Here is a 16,765-nt window from a genome sequence, read left to right on the forward strand (position 1 = left end):
GATGAGCGAGCATCTTAAAGGCGCCGGCGGGACGGCGGGCGGGGCGAAACCCGGTGTCGATTGCGCTGACGATCCGATCCAGTCGCTGGTTCGGATGTTCGTCGAGATGGTGCAGAAGGGCCGAATCGAGGCCGGGCAGTGCCCGGCGCGCCGGCCCGTATTCCTGAAGCCGCACGGCGTGGTGAAGGGAGTCTTCAAGATCCGCGAGGATCTGCCTGACGCGCTCAAGGTCGGGCTGTTCGCCGGGAGCGAGTATCCCGCCTGGGTGCGCTTCTCTTCCGACACGCTGCCGAGCGTCAGCGACTGGAAAACGACGCTGGGGATCGGGATCAAGCTGTTCGACACCCCGACGCCCAAGATCTTCGGCCAGCCGGAGGAGACCACCTTCGATTTCATCCTGCAGAACATGGACGTCTTCTTCGTCAACACGGCGGCGGACATGTGTGCGTTCACCAAGGCGGGCGTCGTCGACGGCGATTACGGCCCCTATCTGAAAGCGCATCCGGGGACGGCCAAACTGCTGGACGAGATGGCGAAGCCCGCCGCCTCCGTCCTCGCCTCGCCCTATTGGAGCGGGCTTCCCTTCGCCTTCGGGCCGGATCGCTTCGTCAAATACAAGCTGGAGCCGGCCCTCGCGCTCGACCCGCCGGCGGATCAGCCGGCGGACCCGACCTATCTCGCCGCCGACCTGGAGGCGCGGATGAAGGCGGGCGAGCAGCGCTTCACCTTCTGCCTCCAGTTCCGCACCGATCCCAAGACCATGCCGCTGGACGAGGCGACGGTGCGCTGGCCCGAGGCGGAGAGCCCCTACATCCCGGTCGCCGAGCTGATCCTGCCGGCGCAGGACATCACGCGTCGCGGCCAACCTGACTATGGCGAGAACCTCGCCTGGAACATTTGGCGCGTCACCAAGGAGCATGAACCGCAAGGCTCGATCGCCGCCGCGCGCAAGGTGGTCTACGCCGCCTCGGCCGAGCAGCGGCGCAACGTCAACGGCGTGCCCGACGGCGAGCCGGCGCATCCCCGACCGCTGATCGATCCCGGCCCGTGCAAGGATGCGGAGATCGTGCGCGCCGTCATCCATCCGGCGATCGGCGTGATGCGGGTCGGCGATTCCCCGGACGCCTACTTTATCGGCCCGGAGGTCCCGACGCCTCAGAACAAGCCGGCCGGCTTTTATCGCGACGACCAGGGCCGCCTGAAGCGGCAGGCGGCGCGCTTCCGGGTCTTCGGCTTGAACGCGCAAGGCGCGGTCGTGCGGGAGTTGACCGCCGGCGACGCCGACATCCGCTGGACCGCCCATCTGGCGAACCGGAAGGCCGCCTGGTATCGCTTCGACAAGGCGATGGACATTCCGCAGGCGAAAGATCTCGCCGTCCCGCTGCGCAACGCGAAGGTTTCGGAAGACGATCGCCACATCCTGGCGATCGATCCGGGGCCGCGCTCGATCAGCGGGGTCTCCGCGTCCGGGGGCGCGGAGCACGCCTTCGACAGCGGCGAGTTCAAGGGCGTCGTCGTTCCGCTCGGCGAGATGCGCACGGACGAGAAAGGGCGCCTTGTGCTGCTGGGCGGCCACGGCGTCTCGCGATCGCCCTCCGGCGCGCCGCCGGTCGACATGAAGGACCCGCAGACCTTCAACAACGCCGACGATTGGTATGACGATATGTCGGACGGTCCGGTCGACGCGCATGTGACGATCGACGGCCGCGCGGTGCCGGTGGAGGGCGCCTGGGCGATCTGCGCGCCGCCCAACTACGCGCCCGACGCGATCGGCTGGCGCACGATGTACGACCTGATGACGGACACCGCCGTCGCCGCCGGCTGGCTGCCGGTCCCGGAGACGACGAGCTTCGCCAAGGACGTGCTGCCGCAACTTTATCGGCTGAGCAATCTGCAATGGGTGAACAAGGGGCTGGCCGCAATGTTCGGCGCCGGCGGACCGATGGACTTCGCCGATCCGGCGACGATCGCGCGCCTCGCCCAGACCGGCGACGCCTTCCAGGCGCTGCGCCGCCAGCTGATGAACACCTTCCGCCCGAAGGGGCTGGGCTTCAACGATCCGCGGCTGTGGCCGTGGATTTACGGCGACGGCTTCGGCGACAAGCCGTTGTTGGAGGCGAGCGCCGACAACACGATGCTGGAGACGCCCAGCATCCAGATGCTGCATCTGACGCGCTGGGTCGACGGCGACTTCGTCAATGATTGGGATCCCGACGCCGAGCCGCCGACGACGATCGACGAGGTCCCCCTCGTCGATCAGCCGGCGACGCTGGACCGGGCGGCGATGGATTACTGTCTGGCCGACGCCTTCCATCCAGGCTGCGAGATGACCTGGCCGATGCGCCACCCGACGCTCTACGAGAAGCCTTATCGTCTGCGCCGCCGCGGCCCGGACGAGCGCGAGCCCTTCTTCGGCGCGACCATGTCGTCGGCCCAGGCGCTCTCGCTCGGCGGGCCGCTGCACGGGCAGGGGCCGGGCGACGTCACCAAATGGATGGGCCTTCCCTGGCAGGGCGACACCGCCTACTGCCGGTCCGGCTACGACCCGGACTTCGATCCCTATGTGCCGACCTACTGGCCGGCGCGGGTGCCCAATCAGGTGCTGACCAAGGCCGCCTACGACATCGTCATGGACGAGAGCAAACCGCGGGACGAGCGTCTGGCCGCCTTCATGAGCCGCGCCAGCTGGTACCGCTTCATCGATCAGGCCGACGGAATCGCAGCGCGCATGGAGCGGATGGTCCATCACTTCGGCCAGCAGGGCGTGGTGGAGCCGATGCCCGGCCCCCGGGACGACCCCGACATCCCCGCGACGCTTTACGTCGAGACCCTGGCCGAACCGCAGATGAAGGAGATGGCGCAGGCCTTCGCCGCGGTGGAGAGCGGCGAGGCCGATGCGAGCCAGAAGATCCTGGCCGCCGCGCCGCCGGAGAGCGTCGCGCGGGACCCCCGCGAACGGCGGTTGATCGAGTCCGGCTGGGGCGACGAGCGCCACCTGGCCGACGCGCGCTATATCCGTCGGCGCTAGGGCGGCGTGACGCGGACCTTTGATGTCGCCGTCGTCGGGGCGGGGCCGGCCGGCGCCGTCGCGGCGACGCTGCTTTCCCGCGCCGGCCGCCGCGTCGCGCTGATCGACCCGGCCGACGCGGCGCGCCCTGGGATCGACCCCGAAGGTCCGCCGAAGATCGGCGAGACGCTGCCGGCGGCGGCCGACCGACTGTTGCGCGCCCACGGGCTGCCGGCGGCCGGCGACGATCCGGCCCACCGGCCGATCGCCGGGTCGATCACGCTATGGGGCGGTCCGCCGCAGCGCACGGACGCCTTCGCAGACCCGGAGGGGCCGAGCCTGCGCCTCGACCGACGGCGGTTCGACGCCGCGTTGCGCGGCGCGGCGCTCGACGCCGGCGCGCGCCCCCTGCGCGCCCGACTGCGTCGGGTTGCGCGCGACGCGAACGGCTGGCGGCTGACGGCTGAGGGCGGTGCGCTATCGGCCGGCTGGCTGATCGACGCGACAGGCCGGGCGGCGGCCCTCGCCCGATCGCTCGGCGCGACGGTTGAGCGCGAGTCGCCGCAGATCGCGCTCTGGGCCGTCGGCGCCCCGTCGCCCGTCGGCGCTCCGCCCGCCGTCGACCGGACCTTGATCGAGCGCGAGTCCGGCGAGGCCGGCTGGTGGTACGCCGCGCGGCTGCCCGACGGCCGGCCGCTGGCCGCCCTGCACACGCCGCCGCGCGTCGCGGTGCGGCTGCGCGCCGATCCGACCCGCTGGCGCGCGCGGCTGGCGGCGACGCGGCTGATCGCCGATCATTTAGCCGCCGAGGCGTTCGCCGATGCGCCGCTACAAGCCGCGGACGCGCGCGGCGGCCGGCTGCTGCGCCCCGTCGGGGACGGATGGCTCGCCTGCGGCGACGCCGCCCTGCATGTCGATCCGATTGCGAGTCAGGGATTGTTCAACGCGCTCGCCGGCGGCGTGTCGGCTGCGCGCGTCCTCACGGCCGACGACCACGGAGGCGCCGCGGACGCATACGTCGCGCGCCTCGCCGACGTCTGGGCGCGCTATCGCCTGCGGCGGGAGACCCTGTCGGTGAGGTTGGCGGCGGGGGAGCGGCGGGGAAGCGCCAGCGCCGGGCCTTGCAGCGACCGCCCCTACCCCCGGCCCTTCCCCCTGTGACGGGGAGAGGGAGGAAAGGATCACTCCGGAAGCTGGAAATCCTTCAGCTCGCGCACCAGGAATTGGGACTGCAGGCGCTCGGCCTGTTCGAAGCCGATCAGCTGTTTGAACTCGGCCATCGACGTGACGGCGCGCGGCAGGTCTTGAGTGCTGTGGGCTTGGGCCAGTTTGGCGAGGTTCTCCTGCATCGCGCGGGTCGCGCTCATTAGCGCGACGAGTGGGAAGACGGCGAGGCCCGCAACCTCCTCGATCTGGGCGCCGGTCAAGTCGGTCTCCAGCCAGCCCAGCACCTGCAGCGACAGGGGAACCCCCGCCGCCTCGCGCAGCCGCTTCAGATCGTCGAGAGTCGTGAAGGTCTTGGAGATCGGTTGAACCAGATCGGCGCCGGCTTCGACATAGGCGCGCGCGCGGGCGATCGCCTCGTCGACCGTGGGGGCGTCGGTGCGCGCGACGATGACGGTCGCAGGGTTGCGGCGGGCGGCGACGGCGGCCTTGATCTTCGCGGCGCTTTCGTCGAGCGGGAGGATCTGCACGGACGCCGCCGCCGCCGGGCAGCGTTTCGGCGCGTCTTGATCCTCCAGGATCATGCCGGCGACGCCGGCGGCCTCGAACTCGCGCACCGTGCGCATGGCGTTGAGCGCGTTGCCGTAGCCGGTGTCGGCGTCGGCGATGACGGGGACGTCGACCGCGGCGCAGACGTTGCGAATGACGTCGCGGTTCTCGGTCATGGTGTAAAGCTCGACGTCGGGCGCGCCCAGCGTGGAGGCGGAGACGCCGAAGCCCGTCGTCATGATCGCGCGGAAGCCCGCCTGTTCGGCCAGCTTGGCGCTGAGGGCGTCATAGGCGCCGGCCGCCCACAGGCACGTTTTCGCGGCCAGCGCCGCGCGCAGGGCGTTATCCGTCATGGCGAAGCTCCTTCACGCGGTCGGATCGACGGCCGACCGATCGACCTTGCGATGCAGAAAGGGGACGAGGCCGCCGGCCTCCAACATCTCGACGTCGCCCTGGGACAGCGGCTCGAAGGGCAGTTCCGTGGCTTGGGTGAGGTTGCGCACCACGCCGGCGGCCCAGTCGACTTCCAGCTCGTCCCAACGCTCGACCGCCGCGAGGATCCCCGGGCAGGGCACCTGAGGAAAGCCCATCGCGATCTCGCCGCGCCAGTAGCCGGGGGCGAAGCTTTCCGCGATAACCCCGGCGATCCCGAGATGGCGCATCGCCTTCATCGGCGGATAATGCGGATGACCGTAGCCGAAATTGCGGGCGCCGATCAGCAGATCTCCGGGCAGGACCTTGTCGGCGAAGAATTTATCGTAGGTCTGCATCGCCGCGGCGGCGAGTTCGTCGATGTCCTGGATCTTGATGTTCTTCACGCCGACGATCTGGTCGACGTCGAAATCGACTTCCTCGAAGACGTAGGCGGCGCGTCCGCGCAGATTTGTCAGCGCCATGACGTCCCCCCTTAAAGATAGGCGCGCGGGTCGGCGACCCGGCCTTCGATGGCGGACGCCGCGACGGCGGCCGCGTTGCAGAGATAGATTTCCGAATCCGGCGAGCCCATGCGGCCGCGAACGTTCAGCGTGCCGGTCGAGACGGCGCGCTGGCCCTTCGTCATGGTCGCGATGCGCCCGAAGCAATAGTCGCAGGACGAGGAGGACACGAAGGCCCCCGCCTCGGCGAGAGTCGCGATCAGCCCCTCCTTCGCGGCCTGGGTCATGATCTCCTGGCTGGTCGGGATCACGTGCAGCTGGAAGCCGGCCTTCACCTTGCGGCCCTTGAGCACCTGGGCGGCGATGCGCAGATCCTCGATCCGACCCGAAACGCAGGAGCCGAGATAGCCCGAGTTCACCTCGAGGCCGAGATAATCCTTGAGGTCGGCGGTGTTCGCCGGGCTCGGCGGGACGACCACGATCGGCTCCAGGTCCGAGAGGTCGATGACGTGGCGCGCGGCGTAGGTCGCGTCCGGATCGCTGACGACCGGATCGAGCTGTTTGCGCGCCAGCGGCGCCGCCTTCGCAAGCGTCGCTTCGTCCGGATTGACGACCGCCGTGATCGCGCCGGTGAACATGGCCAGCCCGCACATGCTCTGCCGGCCTTCCAGCGAGATCTCGGCCAGCCCCTCGCCGCCGAACTCCAGCACCTGGAAGCGGCAGGAGCTGGGTCCCAGCGTGCGGACCACATGGTGGAACACGTCGCGCGCCATCACCCCTTTGGGCAGGCGGCCGACCAGATCGACGCGGGTGGTGTGCGGCACTTTGAAGGAGATGTATTCGCGCACGAAGGCCTCCAGCAGATGGCGGCGGACCCCGATCGCGAGCGTTCCAAAAGCCCCCAACTGGCTGATGTGCCCGTCGAAATGGACGACGAAGGCCCCCGGCGTCGCATAGCCCGCTTCGGCCGCCACCTGGTGGCCGATGCCGGCGCGTTCGTAGAGCGCCACGCCGTTCTCCGCGCACCACTCCCGGGTGCCGATATGAAGCTCCTCCTCCTGCGGGGTGGCGGCGGGGACCATGTGGTCGATGAAGATGCCGTAGCGCTCCGGTTCGGCCACTCTGGCGATCCCGAACTCCTCCTTCATCTGCTTGAAGATGACGTCGGTGTAGCCGGGAAAGTCATAGGCCAACACGAAGTCGGGCTTCACCTCGACATCGCTGCCCGCCGTCGCCGGGCCGCCGCCGGCCGCCCGACCCAGCACCTTCTCCGCCAAGGTGTATCCCATCGCCGCTTCCCCCGCGTCGTCTTAGGAGCTGTCGAAAAAATTCCGCATTGCCGGTCGCTCAGACCGACGCCGGGGGCGATTACAACGCCGCCCGCCCCTAAGCGTCAACATGCAAATATTTATGTCATCAGGTGATACGGTAACCAATGTTGTTTAACTTCAATACTTTACGACTTAGGGCAAAAAGGATTTTTAGAAGCGTAGGTGTCATTACGTGACATTTCTGTTGATAATTGACACCTTGAAGCGCTTCCGCCTACCTTTGTCCGACAAATGAGGGGCGCGGAAAAGACGCCCCCAACGATCACCCGCCCGCGGCGCAGACTCGAGGGCGACTTTCGTGTGCGGATTAGGGAGGAACCGATGATCCGATCATTCAAGCTGGCCGCGTTCGGCCTGGCGGCGGCGCTGGGGCTGTCCGCGATGGGGGACGGGGCGCAGGCCCAGACCCGAGAGTTGACCTTCGGCGAGTTCGGGCCGAACCGCGGCACGCGCGCCGCCGGAATCGAGTGGCTCGACAGCCAGCTGCGCGAGCGTACGGGCGGCGAACTCGGCCTCAACATCATCTGGGGCGGCGCGCTGCTGGGCGCGAAGACCGCGGCTCAGGGAATCTCCGACGGCGTCGCCGACATGGGCTCGATCGTGCCGGTCTACGCGCCGGGCAAGCTGATCTCCTATGAGGCGGCGGACGTCCCGCAGTTCGGCGACGAGTGGGTCGGCATGCGCGCGGTGCACGAACTGATGAACACCAACGAAGCCGCGCTGGCCGAGTGGGATGCGGCCAATATGGTCTATCTCACCAACTACACGACCGGCCCCACCCAGCTGCTTTCGAAAGAGCCGATCCGCACGATGTCGGATCTTGACGGCAAGACCTTCCGCGCCACCGGCCCGTTCGTCGCCGCGCTGGAGTCGGCGGGCGCCAGCACCGTTTCCGTCGGACAGCCGAAGGTCTACGAGGCGCTGTCGAACGGCACCGTCGACGGCTCCACCACCTACTACTACGTCATGAAGGCCTATAAGCATTACGAGCTGGTCGACTATCTGACCGAGCTCAACATGGGCCAGGTGCTGGCGTTCGGCATCGCCATGAACAAGGCGAGCTTCGAAAGCCTGAAGCCGGAGCATCAGGAGATCGTAAAAGACCTCGGCGACGACTTCATCGATTACATGGCCGCGAAGATGTACGAGTCCCGCCAGAGCGTGAAGGCGGAGCTGCAGGAAGGCATCGAGGGTCACACGGTCGAGATCGTCGAGCCGGACGGTCAGATGCGCGCCGAGTTGATCGCCATCGCCGAGAAGGACGCGCTCTCCTGGCTGGACAAGGCCGCGGACAAGGGCATGGACGGCGACGCCATGCTGGGCGAGTTCCGGGCCCTGATCGCAAAATACAGCGAGGAGCGGGACGCCAAGGGCTACCCCTGGGAGCGCTGATCGCCTGACGCGGACGGCGCCGCCGCCGCTCGGGCCCGGTTGACGGTCCGGCGGCGGCGGCGTCTTCTTTTCCGCGCCTCCTTTACCTTATCCTTGCCCTCCCCGCTGCAGGAGCGTCGCGCGATGAGCGCCGAGACCAAGCCACAGGACGCGCCCGCCGGCGCGCTCGCCCAAATTCCCGCGCTGGCCGGGATCGACCGCGCCATGGCCCTGGTGGAGCGCGCGGCGATGGCCGTCGGCGCGCTCGCCATTCTGGCGATGGGCCTGCTGGTCACGGGCTCGGTGATCGGCCGGGCCGTCTTCAACCACGCGATTCCGGACGACATCCTGCTCGCGGGGTTGCTCGTGGTCCCGGTCGTCGTGCTGCCGCTCGCCTACATCCAGCGCGCGGACGGCCATATCTGCGTGACCGTCACCACCGATTGGCTGCCCGAGCGCGCACGGGCGCTTTTGCGCCTGATCGGCTGCGCGCTCGGCATCGCCTTCTTCGGCGCAATGGGCTGGTTCCTGTTCCAGAAGGTGCCGGCGGAGTTCGCGCAAGGCCTCTATTACGACGGCCAGCTCGACGTTCCCTACTGGCCGATGAAGGCGGTCTTCGCGGCCGGAATCCTGCTGTTCGTCCTGCGGCTGGCGCTCTCCATCGCGGCCGAGCTTTTCATCCTGCTCGGGCGCGACGCGCGACCCGCCGCCTCGCAGAGCGAGTGAGCCGCCCATGGATCCCGTCACCATCGGCCTTTTCGCGCTGGCCGCCGTCCTGATTCTTTTGATCCTGCGCACGCCGATCGCGGTCGCGCTGGGCGTGGTCGCGACCGTCGGCATCTTCCTGATCTTCGCCTGGCGGCCCTATATGCCGTTCAATCCGGACGCCGCCTGGCGGCCGACCTTCTCGCTGCTGGCGAACAGCCCCTACGCCTTCATCACCAGCTACACGCTCTCCACCGTGCCGCTGTTCATCTTCATGGGGCATCTGGCCTATCAGGCCGGCTTCACCACCGACATCTATCACGCCGCCCGGGTGTGGCTGACCCGCGTGCCCGGCGGCGTCGCGATGGCGAGCGTGGTCGGGTGCGGCGGCTTCTCCGCGATCACCGGATCGTCCGTCGCCTGCGCCGCCGCGATGGGCCGCATCGCCATTCCCGAAATGCTGCGCTTCGGCTACGACAAGGCGCTCGCCTCCGGATCGGTCGCGATAGGCGGCACGCTGGGCTCGCTGATACCGCCGTCGATCCTGTTCATCCTGTTCGGCATCTTCGCCGAGGAATCGATCGCGGAGCTTTTCATCGCCGCCGTGATCCCCGGCCTCTTGTCGCTGTTGGGCTACGTCGTGGTGATCTTCATCTGGGCCAAGCTGAAGCCGGCGCATGCGCCGACGCCCGAGGAGGATCTGACGCGCGCGGTCCGGCTCGACGCGCTGAAGCGCTGCTGGGCGATCCTGGTGCTGTTCGCCGTCGTGATCGGCGGCATCTATCTGGGCGTCTTCACGCCGACCGAGGCCGCCGGCGTCGGCGCGATCGCCTGCCTGGCGCTGGGCCTCGTGCTGCGGCGGCTGAACGGCGCGGGAATCGTCGCCGCGCTCAAGGAAAGCGCCTTCCAGACCTCGATGATCTTCGCGATTGCGATCGGCGGAAAGCTGTTCGTCAACTTCATGGCGCTGACCGGCATCCCGGCCTATCTGATCGACGTCATCTCCGCCAGCGACGTGGAGATGTGGATGGTGATGGGGTTGATCGTGCTGCTCTATATCGGGCTGGGGATGTTCCTCGACCCGATCGGGATCATCCTTCTGACGCTGCCGCTCACCCTGCCGATCGTGGAGACTTACGGGCTCAGCTTCATCTGGTTCGGGGTGATCGTGGTGAAGCTCTTGGAGATCGGCCTCGTCACGCCGCCGATCGGCCTCAACGTCTTCGTCATCAAGTCGATCGTAGAAAAACAGGTCAGCCTGGAGGCGATCTTCAAGGGCGTCTCGCTGTTCCTGGCGGCCGACGCGATCGTCCTCGGCTTGCTGCTGGGCTTCCCGGCGCTTTCGCTCTGGCTGCCCTCCTTGATGGGGTGAGGGACCTTAACCGATCGGTTCGGCGCTTCGGCGCCGAGGCGATCTTCGCATCGAAGACCGCACCCCCTCCAAACTCCCCCCCGCGAGGGAGGGGGAAGGCTCAGGTCACCCCGCGCGGCGCTCAATCTCCCGACGGGCGGCCAGCAGGTCGCGCAAGAAGCGCGGTTCGCCGTCGGCGAGGACGTGCGGGCTGAGCCCCGCCATGCTGACGACCGCAACCAGTTTGCCGGCGGCGTTCAGGATCGGGCAGGCCGCGGCCGACAGGCCCTCGACCACATCGTCGGCGGCCATCGCCCACCCGCGCGCGCGGGTGGTCTCCCGCTCGGCCAGCAGCTGGTCGCGGCTGATCACGGAATGGGGCGTCAGTTGGGTCAACGGCGCCCGCAGCGCAGCCTCCGCCGCCTCGTCGGAAATATAGGCCAGCATCACCCGCGCGGCCGCGCCGCAGTTCATCGGGATGGCGCCGCCAATGCGCCACCACTTCACCTCCAGCATCAGATCGTCGTGGAACCGGTCAAGGCAGATCGCCGCGCCGTCGTAAAACATCGACAGGATCGTCGTGGTCTGGGTCTGACGCGAGAGCTCCTGCAGCACCGGGCCTGCGACGTCGCGCAGATCGCCGCGGTCCGGCACGGCCGAGGCGTAACGCAGCATGGCGAGGCCGAGCGCGTAGCGCTGGGTCGTCGCGTTGTAGGTGACCAGCTCGTCCTGCATCAGCGTCAGCAGCAGGCGGCGCGTCGTCCCCTTGTCGAGGCCGGCGGCCGCCGCGACCTCGGTCAAGCTCATATGGGGGCCGTGATCGACGAAGGCGTCGAGGATCGAAACCGCGCGCGAGACGGCGCGCACCGGCGACAGACCGACGGCTGAGCGCATGGTTCGCCTTCTTCTCCCGTGCCTAGCGTCGCGTGCGGAAGGCCGATTTCGGCCGGCGCGCCGGGCGGCGCACGCTGTGACACTATGCGTCACAGCGCGAGCGGACAAGAGGGTCAATCACCGCGCAGCAGCGGGACCAGATCGAAGGGCGGCCGGTCCGCGGCCGGATCGTCGGGCGCGGCGTCGATCTGACCGGAGATCAGCAGATGCGCATAGCCGTGGACGCTGGACCAGACGAGCAGGCGCAGCCGGCGATCCTCGGCCGCGTCGGCCGGATCGACGAGATAGGGCCTGACCAGAAGGCCCAGCTCCTCATAGGCCGCGCGCCGGACCGCCCGGAACTCGGGGTCGGCGAAATCCAGATCGGCCGCGCCGAACATCAGCTTGAAGGGACCCGGATTGGCGCGCGCGAACCGGACGTAAGCGACGCCTGCGGCGCGCAAGGCCGCATCCGGCCGGGCTTCCCCCTCGCGGGAGACGGCGGTTTCGCGGGCGTGGCCCAGGGCGTCGGCGAAGCGCGCGAAGGCGTCTGCGGCGAGCGCTGTCAGCAACCCGCGCCGGCCGCCGAAATGGTGCGCCGGCGCGGCGTGGCTGACGCCTGCGCGGGCGGCGCAGGCGCGCAGGCTCAGCGCCTCCCAGCCGCCCTCGTCCAGCAAAGCGCCGCCGGCGCGGATCAACGCCGCGCGCAGATCGCCGTGATGATAGTCGGTCTTCCTCTCGCTCATGGTTTTTCTTTATCTTGACGCCGTCAAGATTTCAAGCTATACCGCCCAACTTGACAGCGTAAAGATTGACTGCGAACCGAGGAGGCACCGCCATGCTGTTCGGACTGACGTGGGAGGGCTGGTTTTCGATCGCGGGATCGCTCGCGATGCTGGGCTGGGCGATCCTGATCCTGGCGCCGCGGCGCTGGCCGGCCTTGAACGCCGCGCCCTTCTACCTTCTCCCGGCGCTGTTGAGCGGCGGCTACGCGGTCCTGATCCTGCTCTATTTCGCGGACGCGCCGGGCGGCTTCGACAGCCTGGCCGGCGTGGCGCGCCTGTTCGAGAGCGAGCCGTTGTTGCTCGCGGGTTGGATCCACTACCTCGCCTTCGACCTGTTCGTCGGCGGCTGGATCGCGCGGCGGGCGGACGCGGCCGGGATCAGCCGCGTCGTGCAGGCCCCGATCCTGGCGACGACCTTCATGCTGGGGCCGATCGGCCTGCTGCTCTATCTGGCGAGCGAGGGGGCCTTGCGCGCCGCGGGGCGGAGGGCGCTCGCATGAGCCGCGCCGCCGTCTCCGCCCCCGCCGCCCGCGCCGCCGACGCCCTCCGCCCAGGCGCCGACCGCCCGGCCGGCCCCGCCCGCCTGCTGGTCCAGGGGGCGCTGCCGATGCTGGCCCTCGTCCCGCTCTGCCTGATCGCGCTCGCTGCGGACGAGCGGACGCTCAACGGCGTCTCCGTCTGGGCGAAGCCGCTCAAGTTCCAGCTCTCGGTCGCGCTGCATCTGCTGACGCTGGCCGTGCTGCTGCGCTGCGTCGCGCCGGCCTGGGCCAAGGGCCGCGCGATGCGGCCGCTGGCGCTCGCGCTGGTCGGCGCCGGCCTGTTCGAGATCGCCTACATCACCGCCAAGGCGGCGGCGGGGGAGGCCTCGCACTTCAATGTCGACGATCCGTTTCACGCCGCGATGTACAGCCTGATGGGCGTCGGCGCGGTGACGCTTGTCGCGGGCGCGGCCGTGATCGGCTGGCTGATCTTGCGCCGCCCGGCCGACGGCCTTGGCCCCGGCTTGCGCCTGGGCGCCGGCTGGGGGCTGATCCTGGGGGCGGGCGCGACGCTGATCGTCGCCGGCTATCTTTCGTCCCAGGGCGGTCACTGGGTCGGCGCGCCGGGAGCGGACGTCCCGCCCACCGACGCCGGCGGCCGGCCGATCGTCGGCTGGTCGCGTGAGGTCGGCGACCTGCGCGCGCCGCACTTCTTCGCCACGCATATGATGCAAGTCCTGCCGCTCGTCGGCTGGGCGGCCGACCGCCTCGCGCCGCGCCGCGCCCGCCCGCACATCATCGCGCTCGCCGCCGCAACCGGCCTCGCCCTGGTCGCCGGGACCTTCGCCCAGGCGTTGGCGGGGGCGCCGTTCCTCGGCCGGCTCTAGCTGCGCGGCGACAAGCAGTCGAGCGCGCTGTCGGCGAGATCGGTCATCAAGGCGGCGTAAAGGCCGGGGCCGGGTTCGAGCGTCGCGCCGAGGGGGTCGAGGACGCCGGTCGCGGCGCCCGTGCCTTCGGTGACCACCTCGACGATGCGCGGTTCGAACTGCGGCTCGGAGAAGACGCAGACCGCGCCGGTCTCCTGGATGCGATCGCGGATCGCCTGGACGCGCGCGGCGCCGGGCGCGCGCTCGGGGCTGACCGTGACCGCGCCGATGGCGGAGAGGCCGAAGCGCCGTTCGAAATACTGATAGGCGTCGTGGAAGACGATGTAGGGCCGCTCCCGCACGGGCGCGAGGCGCTCGGCGAGATCGGCCGAGAGCGCGTCGATTTCGCCGGCCGCGGCGTCGGCGTTGGCGCGGTAGCGCGCGGCGTTCGCCGGATCGGCGGCGGCGAGCGTCTCGGCCATCGCGGCCAGCATCGCCTTGGCGTTCATCGGATCCAGCCAGATATGGGCGTCGACGCCCCCGTGGGCGTGATCGTGCCCGTGGTCGTCATGCCCGTGGTCGTCATGCCCGTGGTCGTCATGCCCGTGGTCGTCATGCCCGTGGTCGTCATGCCCGTGGTCGTGCTCCTCGGCCTTGGCGTGATCATGGTCGTGATCGTGACCATGGTCGCGCCCGTGCTCGTCATGGCCGTGGTCGTCATGGCCGTGATCGCCGTGGCCGTGCTCGTCGTCATGCGAATGCGGCTCGAAGGCGGGATCGGCGCGGAAGGTCAGGGTCTCGACCCCCGCGGCCTGCATCAGCGGGGCGCTGCGAGCGTCGGCGGCCAGCGTCTCGCGCGCCTCGACCAGGAATTGCTCCAGGTCCGGGCCGACCCAGAAGACGACGTCCGCCCCCTGCAGCGCCTGCGCCTGCGACGGGCGCAGGCTGAAGGCGTGGGGCGAGGCCGCGCCCTCGACCAGCAGAGTCGGCGCGCCGACGCCGTCCATCACCTGCGCGGCGAGCGCGTGCACCGGCTTGATCGAGGCGACGACCTTGGGCGCGTCGGCGCGGGCCGGGTGCGCGGCGAAAGCGGCGGCGGCGAGCGCGGTCGAAAGCGCGAGCGCGGCGGCGGGGCGGCGGATCGGCATGGCGGCTGGTCTCCCTGCAATGTGATAACATCACGTATCTTGCGTGATGATATAACGTGTGCCATAGAGCGGCGCAATGGCTGAAGTCACCCCCCTTCCGAGCGCGTCTGGCGCGCCGGCGCGCGGCCCCGCCGGGCCGGGCGAGAGGCTGGTCGCGCTCTCCGGCGCGGGCGTCTCGCGCGGCGGGCGCTGGCTGGTGCGCGGCGTCGATCTGGAGATCGCGCGCGGCGAGATCGTCACCCTGATCGGCCCCAACGGCTCCGGCAAGTCGACGACGGCGAAGCTCGCCCTGGGCGTGCTGGGACCGGATGAAGGGGGGGTGACGCTGGGCCGCGGGGTGCGGGTCGGCTATGTCCCCCAGCGTCTCGCCATAGACTGGACGGTGCCGCTCACGGTGGCGCGGCTGATGCGGCTGACCGCGCCGCTCGGCCGGGACGAGACGCGCGCCGCGCTGACGCGCACCGGCGTCGCCCATCTGGCGGCGGCGGAGGTGCAGACGCTCTCCGGCGGGGAGTTCCAGCGCGTGCTGCTGGCCCGCGCCATCGCCCGCAAGCCCGATCTGCTGGTGCTGGACGAGCCGGTGCAGGGCGTCGACTTCACCGGCGAGCTCGCGCTATACGATCTGATCGCCGGCGTCGCGCAGGAGCTGAACTGCGGCGTGCTGCTGATCTCCCACGATCTGCATGTGGTGATGGCCCAGACCGATCGGGTGATCTGCCTGAACGGGCACATCTGCTGTCAGGGAACGCCGCACGCGGTGGCGGAAAGCGCGGAGTACCGCCGCTTGTTCGGCCGCCGCGCGGCGGAAGCCTTGGCGGTCTACGAGCACGCCCATGACCACACGCACCTGCTGGACGGGCGCGTGCGTCTGGCCGACGGGACGATCGTCGAGAGCTGCGATCACGAGCACGGCGCGAGCGCGCCGCCGGCGGGCCGGCAGGCCGGGGGCGGCGGCGATGCTTGACGATTTCTTCACCCGCGCGCTGATCGCCGGGATCGGCGTGGCGCTGGTGGCCGGCCCGCTCGGCTGTTTCATCGTGTGGCGGCGGCTCGCCTATTTCGGGGATACGCTCTCCCATTCGGCGCTGCTGGGCGTCGCGCTGGCGCTGTTGGCGGAGGTCGATCCGATCCTGGGCGTGTTCGCGGTGTGCGCGCTGACGGCGCTGGCCATGCTGGCGCTGCAGCGCCGCGGCGGGCTGTCGTCGGATTCGATCCTGGGGCTGCTGGCCCATTCGACGCTAGCGATCGGGCTCGTCGCGCTGGCCTTCATGACCTGGGTGCGGGTCGATCTGATGGGCTTCCTGTTCGGCGACATCCTGGCGGTCTCGCGCGCCGATCTGGTCGCCATTTGGTTGGGCGGCGCGGCTGTGCTGACGGTTCTCGCCTGGATCTGGCGCCCGCTCTTCGCCGCCACCGTCAATCGCGAGCTGGCGGCGGCCGAAGGCATGGCGCCGGCGCGGGCCGAGCTTCTGTTCATGCTGCTGACGGCAGGGGTCGTGGCGATCGCGCTGAAGCTGGTGGGCGTGCTGCTTATGACGGCGCTCCTGATCATCCCGGCGGCGACGGCGCGGCGCTTTGTGCGCGGACCGGAGCAGATGGCGCTGGCCGCCGCGGGGATCGGCTGCCTTGCGGTGACGGGCGGACTTTACGGCTCGCTCCAGTTCGACGCGCCGTCCGGTCCGGCGATCGTGGTGGCGGCCTTCGCGCTGTTCCTCGTAAGCCTGCTGCCGGTCGCACGCGCGGTCCGCCGGCTCGCCGGCCGCAAGGCGGAGGGGGCGGCGTGAGCGCACAGGAGGAGCCGAGCGCGCCCGATCTGACGCGCAATCAGAGCTTGGTCTTCGCGGCGCTGGACAGGGCGGAGGGGCCGATGAGCGCCTACGCCATCCTGGACGCCGTGCGCGACGAGGGCATCCGCGCCCCGCAACAGATCTACCGCGCGCTGGATAAGCTGATCGAGTTGGGGATGATCCACCGCCTGGAGAGCCTGAACGCCTTTGTCGCCTGTTGTCACCCGCACCCGCACGCGCACCAGCACGCCGTCGCCGCCTTTTCGATCTGCGAGCGCTGCGGCAAGGTCGGCGAGATGACCGACGAAGGATTGATCGACCGGCTGAAACGACTGGCGGCGGCCGACGGGTTTCAGATCCGCGCCACGACGTTGGAAGTGCGCGGACTGTGCGCGGACTGCGGCCGGACGTAGCGTCCGACGCTCGCCCGATCTCAGCGTCATCACCGATTGTCGGACGGCGCGATCGATGCTC

General features: G+C 69.6%; 16 protein-coding genes. 10 read left to right on the forward strand and 6 right to left on the reverse strand.

What is annotated here, in order from left to right; translation table 11 throughout:
- Window position 1: 1 nt before the first annotated feature.
- A complete protein-coding gene (locus RIB45_RS05825) occupies window positions 2-3,028 on the forward strand; it encodes a LodA/GoxA family CTQ-dependent oxidase (protein WP_350049289.1) in 3,027 nt (1,008 codons plus the stop codon).
- 6 nt (window positions 3,029-3,034) lie between these two features.
- Complete coding sequence (locus tag RIB45_RS05830) at window positions 3,035-4,168, forward strand: NAD(P)/FAD-dependent oxidoreductase (RefSeq protein ID WP_350049290.1); 1,134 nt, start codon at window positions 3,035-3,037, stop codon at window positions 4,166-4,168.
- 20 nt (window positions 4,169-4,188) lie between these two features.
- Here RIB45_RS05830 and RIB45_RS05835 read toward each other — a convergent pair whose 3' ends face one another.
- From RIB45_RS05835 to RIB45_RS05845, 3 genes are read right to left on the reverse strand one after another with little or no spacing between them, the layout of a single operon-like run.
- Complete coding sequence (locus tag RIB45_RS05835; protein ID WP_350049291.1) at window positions 4,189-5,073, reverse strand: isocitrate lyase/PEP mutase family protein; 885 nt, start codon at window positions 5,071-5,073, stop codon at window positions 4,189-4,191.
- A 12-nt stretch (window positions 5,074-5,085) separates the two neighbouring features.
- A complete protein-coding gene (locus RIB45_RS05840) occupies window positions 5,086-5,616 on the reverse strand; it encodes a 3-isopropylmalate dehydratase small subunit (protein ID WP_350049292.1) in 531 nt (176 codons plus the stop codon).
- A gap of 11 nt (window positions 5,617-5,627) precedes the next feature.
- Window positions 5,628-6,884, reverse strand: coding sequence for a 3-isopropylmalate dehydratase large subunit (locus tag RIB45_RS05845; protein WP_350049293.1), 1,257 nt, complete (start codon window positions 6,882-6,884; stop codon window positions 5,628-5,630).
- 363 nt (window positions 6,885-7,247) lie between these two features.
- Between RIB45_RS05845 and RIB45_RS05850 the strand changes: the two genes are divergently transcribed.
- The 3 genes from RIB45_RS05850 to RIB45_RS05860 all read left to right on the forward strand — a co-directional run bounded on the left by RIB45_RS05850 (window position 7,248) and on the right by RIB45_RS05860 (window position 10,374).
- The gene (locus RIB45_RS05850; RefSeq protein ID WP_350049294.1) at window positions 7,248-8,318 is read left to right on the forward strand and encodes a C4-dicarboxylate TRAP transporter substrate-binding protein; all 1,071 of its coding nucleotides are present in this window, start codon (window positions 7,248-7,250) and stop codon (window positions 8,316-8,318) included.
- 123 nt (window positions 8,319-8,441) lie between these two features.
- Window positions 8,442-9,023 (forward strand): TRAP transporter small permease, encoded by a 582-nt coding sequence (locus RIB45_RS05855; protein WP_350049295.1) that lies wholly within the window; start codon window positions 8,442-8,444, stop codon window positions 9,021-9,023.
- A 7-nt stretch (window positions 9,024-9,030) separates the two neighbouring features.
- Window positions 9,031-10,374: a TRAP transporter large permease gene (locus RIB45_RS05860; protein WP_350049296.1), complete on the forward strand. Its 1,344-nt coding sequence runs from the start codon at window positions 9,031-9,033 to the stop codon at window positions 10,372-10,374.
- 105 nt (window positions 10,375-10,479) lie between these two features.
- Here the strand turns inward: RIB45_RS05860 and RIB45_RS05865 are convergent, their stop codons facing one another.
- Both RIB45_RS05865 and RIB45_RS05870 read right to left on the reverse strand, forming a co-directional pair.
- On the reverse strand, window positions 10,480-11,247 hold the full coding sequence (locus RIB45_RS05865) for an IclR family transcriptional regulator (RefSeq protein ID WP_350049297.1): 768 nt from the start codon (window positions 11,245-11,247) through the stop codon (window positions 10,480-10,482).
- Window positions 11,248-11,360: 113 nt separating this feature from the next.
- Window positions 11,361-11,972: a TetR/AcrR family transcriptional regulator gene (locus RIB45_RS05870; protein WP_350049298.1), complete on the reverse strand. Its 612-nt coding sequence runs from the start codon at window positions 11,970-11,972 to the stop codon at window positions 11,361-11,363.
- A 92-nt stretch (window positions 11,973-12,064) separates the two neighbouring features.
- Here RIB45_RS05870 and RIB45_RS05875 point away from each other — a divergent pair, with 92 nt between their 5' ends.
- Both RIB45_RS05875 and RIB45_RS05880 read left to right on the forward strand, forming a co-directional pair.
- Window positions 12,065-12,511, forward strand: coding sequence for an ABA4-like family protein (locus RIB45_RS05875; RefSeq protein ID WP_350049299.1), 447 nt, complete (start codon window positions 12,065-12,067; stop codon window positions 12,509-12,511).
- On the forward strand, window positions 12,508-13,377 hold the full coding sequence (locus RIB45_RS05880; protein WP_350049300.1) for a hypothetical protein: 870 nt from the start codon (window positions 12,508-12,510) through the stop codon (window positions 13,375-13,377). Before RIB45_RS05875 ends, RIB45_RS05880 begins: the two co-directional genes overlap by 4 nt.
- On the opposite strand, the gene RIB45_RS05885 is transcribed toward RIB45_RS05880, so the two are convergent.
- Entirely contained in the window at window positions 13,374-14,504 is a 1,131-nt protein-coding gene (locus RIB45_RS05885) for a zinc ABC transporter substrate-binding protein (RefSeq protein ID WP_350049301.1), read from the reverse strand. The genes RIB45_RS05880 and RIB45_RS05885 overlap by 4 nt on opposite strands.
- A gap of 76 nt (window positions 14,505-14,580) precedes the next feature.
- Between RIB45_RS05885 and RIB45_RS05890 the strand changes: the two genes are divergently transcribed.
- Genes RIB45_RS05890 through RIB45_RS05900 form a run of 3 tightly spaced genes read left to right on the forward strand, consistent with a single transcriptional unit; the run spans window position 14,581 to window position 16,704 of the window.
- Window positions 14,581-15,468, forward strand: coding sequence for an ATP-binding cassette domain-containing protein (locus RIB45_RS05890; RefSeq protein WP_350049302.1), 888 nt, complete (start codon window positions 14,581-14,583; stop codon window positions 15,466-15,468).
- The gene (locus RIB45_RS05895) at window positions 15,461-16,288 is read left to right on the forward strand and encodes a metal ABC transporter permease (RefSeq protein ID WP_350049303.1); all 828 of its coding nucleotides are present in this window, start codon (window positions 15,461-15,463) and stop codon (window positions 16,286-16,288) included. Before RIB45_RS05890 ends, RIB45_RS05895 begins: the two co-directional genes overlap by 8 nt.
- A complete protein-coding gene (locus RIB45_RS05900) occupies window positions 16,285-16,704 on the forward strand; it encodes a Fur family transcriptional regulator (RefSeq protein ID WP_350049304.1) in 420 nt (139 codons plus the stop codon). The genes RIB45_RS05895 and RIB45_RS05900 overlap by 4 nt, the downstream gene beginning before the upstream one ends.
- Window positions 16,705-16,765: the final 61 nt, after the last annotated feature.

The sequence above is a fragment of the Marivibrio sp. genome, assembly GCF_040218065.1.
GTDB lineage: Bacteria > Pseudomonadota > Alphaproteobacteria > UBA8366 > Aestuariispiraceae > Marivibrio.